Genomic DNA, 7,551 nt, shown 5'->3' with positions numbered 1-7,551 from the left:
TTTCTTGGGCAACTACTTCAAGCCTGCTCTACCTCATCATCACGCCGATGCACCCAGTGATACAGCGCCGGCAACACCAGCAGCGTCAACGCCGTAGACGACAGAATCCCGCCAATCACCACGGTCGCCAGCGGCCGTTGCACCTCAGCGCCGGTGCCGGTGGCCAAGGCCATCGGGATGAAGCCGAGCGACGCCACCAACGCCGTCATCAACACCGGTCGCAACCGGGTCAGCGCACCTTCATCCACGGCCAGCCTGACACTGCGACCCTCCTCGCGCAGGCCACGGATAAACGCGATCATTACCAGCCCGTTGAGCACCGCGACCCCGGACAAGGCAATAAAGCCGACCCCAGCCGAAATCGACAGCGGGATATCACGCAGCCACAGCGCCACCACCCCGCCGGTCAGGGCAAAGGGAATCCCGGTGAACACCAGCAAGCCGTCCTTGAGGTTGTTGAACATCAGGAACAGCAAGGTCATGACCAACAGCAAGGCCACCGGCACCACGATCTGCAAGCGCTTGGCCGCCGACTGCAACTGCTCGAACTGGCCGCCCCAGCTGGTCCAGTAACCTGCCGGGATGGCGACCGTGCTGGCCAGGGTCTCGCTGGCCTGCGCGACGAACGAGCCAAGGTCACGCCCGCGCACGTTGGCGCTGACCACCACCAGGCGCTTGCCGTTCTCGCGGCTGATCTGGTTGGGCCCCAACTGCAGGTCCAGGCTGGCCACCTGCGACAAGGCGATGAAGCCAATCTGCTGGGCCCCGCTGGCGGCGCTTGCCGGCACCGGGATCAACAGGCTGGACAGCCCGGCAACGTCGGTGCGCAAGGTCTCCGAGAGACGCACTACCATGTCGAAACGGCGGTCGCCTTCATACAAGGTGCCAGCCTCACGGCCACCTACCGCGATGGCGATGGCGTCCTGCACAGCGCCCATGCTCAGGCCATAACGTGCGGCCTTGTCGCGGTCGATATTAATGGTCAGTACCGGCAAGCCGGTGGTCTGTTCGACCTTGACCTCGGACGCACCTGGCACGCCCTGCAACGCCGTGGCGATCTTGGCCGCAGTGCGGTTGAGCACATCCATGTCATCGCCGAAAACCTTGACCGCAACATCACTGCGCACACCGGAGATCAGCTCGTTGAAACGCAACTGAATCGGCTGCGACAGCTCGTAGTTGCTGCCCGGCACGCTGGCGGCTGCCTTCTGCACCTGGGCGATCAATGCCTCCCGCGACAGGCTCGGGTCGGGCCACTGGCTCTGCGGCTTGAGCATGATGTAGGCATCGGAGATGTTCGGCGGCATCGGGTCGGAGGCGATCTCGGCGGTGCCGGTACGGGCAAATATCCGTTCCACCTCTGGAACCTGCTCGATGATGGCTTTTTCCAGACGCTGCTGCATGTCGACCGACTGGGTCAGGCTGGTGCCGGGCACGCGCAACGCCTGCAAGGCCAGATCGCCCTCGCTCAGGCTGGGGATGAACTCGCTGCCCATGCGCGTCGCCAGCACGCCGCTGAGCAGTACCACGATGAACGCCCCGGCGAAGGCAAACCGGCGATGCTCCAGCACCCAGCGCAGCACCGGCTGGTAACCCTGGCGCGCGGTGCGCATGACCACGCCTTCCTCTTCCTTGACCTTGCCGGTGACGAACATGGCAATTGCGGCAGGCACGAACGTCACCGACAGGATCATCGCGCCGAGCAGCGCCAGCACCACGGTGAACGCCATCGGGTGGAACATCTTGCCCTCGACCCCGGTGAGGGCAAAGATCGGCAGGTACACCACCATGATGATCAGCTGGCCGAAGATCAACGGCCGGCGCGCCTCACGGGCCGCCGCGAACACCTCATGGAAACGCTCGGTCTTGCTCAGCATGCGCCCGTGCTTGTGCTGGGCATGGGCCAGACGTCGGATGGCGTTTTCCACGATCACCACCGCGCCGTCGACAATGATGCCGAAGTCCAGCGCGCCCAGGCTCATCAGGTTGGCGCTGACCTTGTTGTTGAACATGCCGGTGAAGGTGAACAGCATCGACAGCGGGATCACCATCGCCGTGATCAACGCCGCGCGGATATTGCCGAGGAACAGGAACAGAATCACGATGACCAGGATCGCCCCTTCGATCAGGTTCTTCTTGACCGTGGCAATGGCTTTTTCGACCAGATTGGTGCGGTCATAGACGGTGACCGCCACCACGCCATCGGGCAGCGTGCGGTTGATCTCGGCGAGCTTGCTGGCAACCGCTTGCGACACGCTGCGGCTGTTCTCGTTGATCAGCATGAACACGGTGCCGAGCACCACCTCACGGCCGTTCTCGGTGGCAGCGCCGGAGCGCAGTTCCTTGCCGATGCTGACTTCGGCGACATTGCTGACGCGGATCGGCGCGCCGCCCACGCTGCTGATGACGATGTTGGCGATGTCATCGACAGTGCCCACCTGGCCAGGTGCGCGGATCAGCAATTGCTCGCCACTGCGCTCGATGTACCCGGCCCCAACGTTGCCGTTGTTGCTTTCCAGGGCAGTCAGCAAATCATTCAAGGTCAGCTTGTAGGCAGCCAGGCGCTTGGGATCGGGCGCAATCTGGTACTGCTTGGCGTAGCCGCCAATGGTGTTGATTTCGGCAACCCCGGGCACGTTGCGCAACTGCGGCTTGATGATCCAGTCCTGGATCACCCGCAGGTCGGTCGGGGTGTAGGGCGTACCGTCTTCCTTCAACGCGCCAGGCTCGGTCTCGACGGTCCACAGGAAAATCTCGCCGAGCCCGGTCGATACCGGCCCCATGATCGCTTCGACGCCTTGCGGCAATTGCGCCTTGGCCACCTGCAGACGCTCGTTGACCAGCTGCCGGGCGAAGAAGATGTCGGTGCCGTCCTTGAAAATCACCGTGACCTGCGACAGGCCCGAGCGCGACAGCGAGCGGGTCTGCAGCAACCCCGGCAGGCCGGCCATGGCCGTTTCCACGGCAAAGGTGATGCGCTGCTCGGTCTCCAGCGGTGAATAGCCTGGTGCGGCGGTGTTGATCTGAACCTGGACGTTGGTGATGTCCGGGACCGCATCGATGGGCAGCTTCTGGTAGCTGTAAACCCCGACCGCAGCCATGATCAGCACTGCGATCATGACCACGATGCGCTGCTCGATGGCGAATCTGATAAGACGTTCAAACATGGGCAATCTTCCTTTCGCGGCGCATCAGTGGCTGTGCTCGGCAGTGGCCTTGCCCAGCTCCGACTTGAGCGTGAAACTGCCACTGGCAGCGACCTCGACACCGGCCTGCAGGCCCGTGGTGATTTCCACATAACCGCCGTCACGCCGACCAAGGCTGACTGGGTGCGCCTCGAAGCCGTCGACGCTGCGCACGAATACCGCAGGCTGTGCTTCGAGGGTTTGTACAGCCGACTCGGGCACGGCCACGGCGACCTGGGCCGACTCCGCCGTGACCGCGATATTCACGAACAGGCCCGGGCGCCAGGCACCCTCGGGATTGGTCAGGGTGACACGCACGGTTGCCGCGCGGTTCTGCTCACCGAGCAGGCTGCCGACATAGCCGACCTTGCCGTCGACTTCGGCATTCATGTCTGGCGAGGACACTTTGACCGCGCGGCCGGTGGTGACCTTGTTCAAGTCACTGGGCGGCACCGCAAACGTCGCCCAGACCTGGCTGAGGTCAGACAGAATGAACGCGTTGGTGGCCTCGCTGACCACTTCGCCGACGCTCAGGTGCTTCTCCACCACCACTGCATCGAACGGTGCTCGCAGTTCATAGCGGTTGCCGCCGGCGGCCCCGATGGCAGAGCCGATTGCGGCGATTTTCTGGCGGGCATTGGCCTGGGCAATCTCAGCCTCTTGCAGGGCCTGGCGGGCCTGCAGGTAGTCCTGCTCGGCAGAAATCTTGTCCTGCCACAACTGTTGTTCGCGGGTGAAGGTCAGCCGGGCAAGCTCCAGTCGGCGCTGGGCGGCCTGCTGTTCGCTGCGCAGGTCGGAGATCTGCTGACTGGCGATCACCGCCAGCACCTGGCCCTTGCGCACCGCCTGGCCGAGGTTGGCCTGCACGCTTTCGACCACGCCAGGCACCCGCGGCACCACGTGCGCGGTGCGGTCTTCGTCGAAGCGGATTTCACCCGGGAAGCTCACCACGGTGCCGAGCTGGCGTGGCCCTGCAGGGGCGAGGACGATGCCCGCAGCCTTGATCTGCTCGGCACTGAGGGTCAGCTTGCCCTCCTCTTCTCCATGGCCTGCTTCGGTGTGCTCGTCTTCAGCGCCTTCCTGGTGGTCGTGATCATCCTCACCTGAGTTTTTGGCTGGCGTCGCCTGCGTCTCGGCATGGCCATGATCGTCATCCTTGCCATGGGCATCGGCGTGCTGCTCGGTATTCGAGCTCCAGAGCAGGCTGCCCAGGCCGAGGGCGGCCACGGCGGCAACCGCGAGGGCGATCTTGCGTGTGTTGTTCATTGCTACTCCTGCTGATCGTGGGCAGTGGCGAGCTCAGCCGCCAGGTACCGAATAAAGCGTCTGGCCGCTCAACGCGCGGCAACGGCACCATCAAGGTCGCCGTAGATCCGTTCCACTTGCGCCCGGGCAGCACTGGCGGCGCCCAGCGAGTCGAGGTACTGGCCGCGTGCGGTGATCAAGGTGCGCTGGGCATCGAGCACTTCGATAAAGCCGAACTTGCCCATTTCGAAACCGCGCGTGGCGCTGTCGAGCGCCTGCTGGGCTGCCGGTAGGATGGCCTGCTCGTAGGTCTCGACCTCGTGCATTGCGCGGGTCCATTGCAGCAGCGCGTTCTGGGTTTCACTGCGCAGCCGCTGCTCGACCGCGTTGCGTTGGTCGCGCGCTTGATCGGCGCGGCGCGCCGCCGAGAGCACGTTGCCCTGGTTGCGATCGAACAGCGGCAACGGCATCGACAGGCCGACCACGTTGACCCGCTCGCGCACGGTGCGGTCGTATTGGCTGCCGACACTGACGGTGAGGTTGGGCACGCGCAGGGCCTTTTCCGAGCCAAGCGCGGCATCGCTCTGGTCGATCACGGCAAGCGCGTGGCGCATCTCGGCGGTCTGCTCGAGCCGGGCCAGCAGGTCGACGGAGGATGGCGGCAAGCCAGGCGACAGGCTCGGCGCATCCAGCCGCTGAACATCGGCAGTGGCGCTGCCGCTGATCAGGGCCAGGTTCTGGTAAGCCATGGCCTGTTCGGTTTCAGCACGGCGCAACTGCAGGCGCGCTTCGGCCAGCTCGACCTGGGCGCGGGTCGCCTCGACCGGCGACGACTTGCCCGCCCGCACCCGGCCATCGACAACCTTGAGGCCGCGTTCGCCGAGCTGCTGCGACTGGCGCGCCAGATCGACCCCGACCTGCGCGCGCAGCGCGGCATGAAAGGCCTGCACAACATCGGCACGCAGACTGTTGACCTGACGCGCCAGCTCCAGCTGAGCGACGCTCTGACCGTAGCTGGCAGCTTCGATGCGCGCACCACGCTTGCCACCCAGCTCCAGCGCCTGGCTGAGCGTGACCGTGGTCGTGCTGCTGTTGCGGTCAGTGTCTTCAACCTCGTAAGACAGCTCAGGGTTGGGCATGACCCCAGCCTGGTCACGCGCACCTTGAGCGATGCCGATTTCCTGGCGGGCAGCTGCCAACTGCGGGTTGGCCGCCATGGCCTGGGCCAGGGCCTGGGTCAAACTCAGGCCCTGGGCCAGTGCCGGCGCGGGCAGGCCGGCGCCGATCAGCGCGCAGACAGCCAGCAGCCGGCACGCCCAGGCTGGCTTGCTGATCAAGGTGGAACGGTTGAACCGGGGCACGGTAAGGGTCCTCTGCACACATTTCACTGAAACCTGGCAAGCACCCTGCGGCCGCCGCCAAGCCCTGTTGAATCAAGTGCAGGCACGCTAATGAACGGCAGCTATCAGCGCGGTGGCGGCAACATTACAATTTTGCAAGGAAGTGAATGCGGCGTAACTTTCCAGCGCGTCCCGTTGACGTGGTCGGGCAACAGGAAAATGACCAAATTGTAATGATCGGATTACCCTGCCGTTATCTTCTGACTGCAACGATATATCCAGCGCATATATCCCTGCGCCGCCGAGGCAGATTTCATAAAAACAACCTTTGGCACACTAATAAAAACTGCCGTATCAGGGGAGCTCTGGATGAATGTCAAACTAGCGCTGTGTGTAGCGGCAAGTTCCGCATTATCGGCAACTTATGCAGTTTCGGCTAACGCTGCTGACCAAGCCGAAGGTTTTATCGAAGGCAGTAGCCTGACCGTCCTCAACCGCAACTTCTATTTCAATCGGGATGATCGCAGCGCGGCAGCGCCCACTTACAACAGCGGCAAGGGCAATACCAACGGCTACTCCGAGGCCTGGGCCCACGCGATCATCAGCCGTTTCAGTTCCGGCTTCACCCAAGGTACAGTCGGCTTCGGTATCGACGCCTTTGCCATGCTCGGGCTGAAGCTCGACACCGGCGACGGGCGCAACGGCGGCCGCAGCTCCTTCGACATCCTGCCTGTCGCCAGCAATGGCGAGGCCCGCGATGAGTACAGCAAACTCGGCGCTGCGGCCAAGGTGCGCCTGTTCGACACCACGGTCAGAGTCGGTGATGTGTTCCCGTCGACGCCAGTGGTGGCTGCCGGCGATTCGCGGCTGCTGCCAGAGAGTTTTCGTGGCGTCACCGTCGAGAACACCAGCATCGATGGCCTGACCGTGCAAGGTGGCCGCCTGCATGCAATGAGCCAGCCGGTCTCCAGCGACCTCAATGACAGCTTCGTCACGTTCTACGGCGGCGCAGTGGACTCACCGTGGATCGGCTACGGCGGCGGTGATTACCAGGTCAACGACACCATCAGTGTCAGCGCCTATGCCAGTCAGTTGAAAGACGTGTGGAATCAGTACTACACCGGCATCAGCCTGAATTATCCGTTGAGCGATCAATTGGCGTTGATCGGCGGTGCCAATTACTACAAGGCTGTCGATCAAGGCAAACAGCGCCTGGGCGAATTCGACAACAACATCTGGAGCGCCAAAGTAGGCGTTCAATTTGGCGCGCACACGTTGGCCCTGTCACACCAGCGCAACAACGGCGACGACGATTTCGATTACCTGCGCCAGTCGGATTCGATCTTTGTCGACAACTCGATCCAGTACAGCGATTTCAACTCGCCGAAAGAGCGCTCATGGATGCTGCGCTACGACCTGGACATGGCCAGCTATGGGATCCCCGGGCTGTCGTTCATGACCCGTTATGCCCGTGGCAGCGGCGCGGACTACAGCAACGCCAACCGCTTCTACCTGCGTACTGACAGCAACGGCGACCCGCTCACCGAGCAGAAACGCTGGGAGCGCAACATCGAGGTCAAGTACGTGGTGCAGGCGGGCCCGGCCAAGGACTTGTCAGTGCGCATGCGCCAGGCCAACACCCGCGCTACCGCCTTTGAATCGGACCTGGATGAAGTTCGCCTGATCATCGAATACCCGTTGTCGATCCTGTAATACCGCAAGTTGTACCCATTCACCTTGAGTAGCCAAGCGCTCCTTTGGTAAAGGTGGATCTTTTGGCG

General features: G+C 63.2%; 4 protein-coding genes. 1 reads left to right on the top strand and 3 read right to left on the bottom strand.

The window, feature by feature from the left end:
* Positions 1-17: 17 nt before the first annotated feature.
* From IDM28_RS04815 to IDM28_RS04805, 3 genes are all read right to left on the bottom strand, one after another.
* Positions 18-3,167, bottom strand: coding sequence for an efflux RND transporter permease subunit (locus IDM28_RS04815; protein WP_188035467.1), 3,150 nt, complete (start codon positions 3,165-3,167; stop codon positions 18-20).
* A 24-nt stretch (positions 3,168-3,191) separates the two neighbouring features.
* A complete protein-coding gene (locus tag IDM28_RS04810; RefSeq protein ID WP_188035466.1) occupies positions 3,192-4,451 on the bottom strand; it encodes an efflux RND transporter periplasmic adaptor subunit in 1,260 nt (419 codons plus the stop codon).
* 68 nt (positions 4,452-4,519) lie between these two features.
* Entirely contained in the window at positions 4,520-5,791 is a 1,272-nt protein-coding gene (locus IDM28_RS04805) for a TolC family protein (protein ID WP_188035465.1), read from the bottom strand.
* A 348-nt stretch (positions 5,792-6,139) separates the two neighbouring features.
* Here IDM28_RS04805 and IDM28_RS04800 point away from each other — a divergent pair, with 348 nt between their 5' ends.
* A complete protein-coding gene (locus IDM28_RS04800; RefSeq protein ID WP_188035464.1) occupies positions 6,140-7,483 on the top strand; it encodes an OprD family porin in 1,344 nt (447 codons plus the stop codon).
* Positions 7,484-7,551 lie beyond the last annotated feature (68 nt).

It is taken from the genome of Pseudomonas sp. EZ-C24 (genome assembly GCF_014525325.1).
GTDB classification, from domain to species: Bacteria; Pseudomonadota; Gammaproteobacteria; order Pseudomonadales; family Pseudomonadaceae; genus Aquipseudomonas; species Aquipseudomonas shirazensis.
Note: the sequence above shows the minus strand (reverse complement) of the source record. Positions and strands in the feature narration are given on the sequence as shown.

Excerpts from the sequence above, each read along its gene's own strand:
- IDM28_RS04800 (WP_188035464.1), top strand. The coding sequence starts at position 6,140 with ATGAATGTCAAACTAGCGCTGTGTGTAGCGGCAAGTTCCGCATTATCG.
- IDM28_RS04815 (WP_188035467.1), bottom strand. The coding sequence starts at position 3,167 with ATGTTTGAACGTCTTATCAGATTCGCCATCGAGCAGCGCATCGTGGTC.
- IDM28_RS04810 (WP_188035466.1), bottom strand. The coding sequence starts at position 4,451 with ATGAACAACACACGCAAGATCGCCCTCGCGGTTGCCGCCGTGGCCGCC.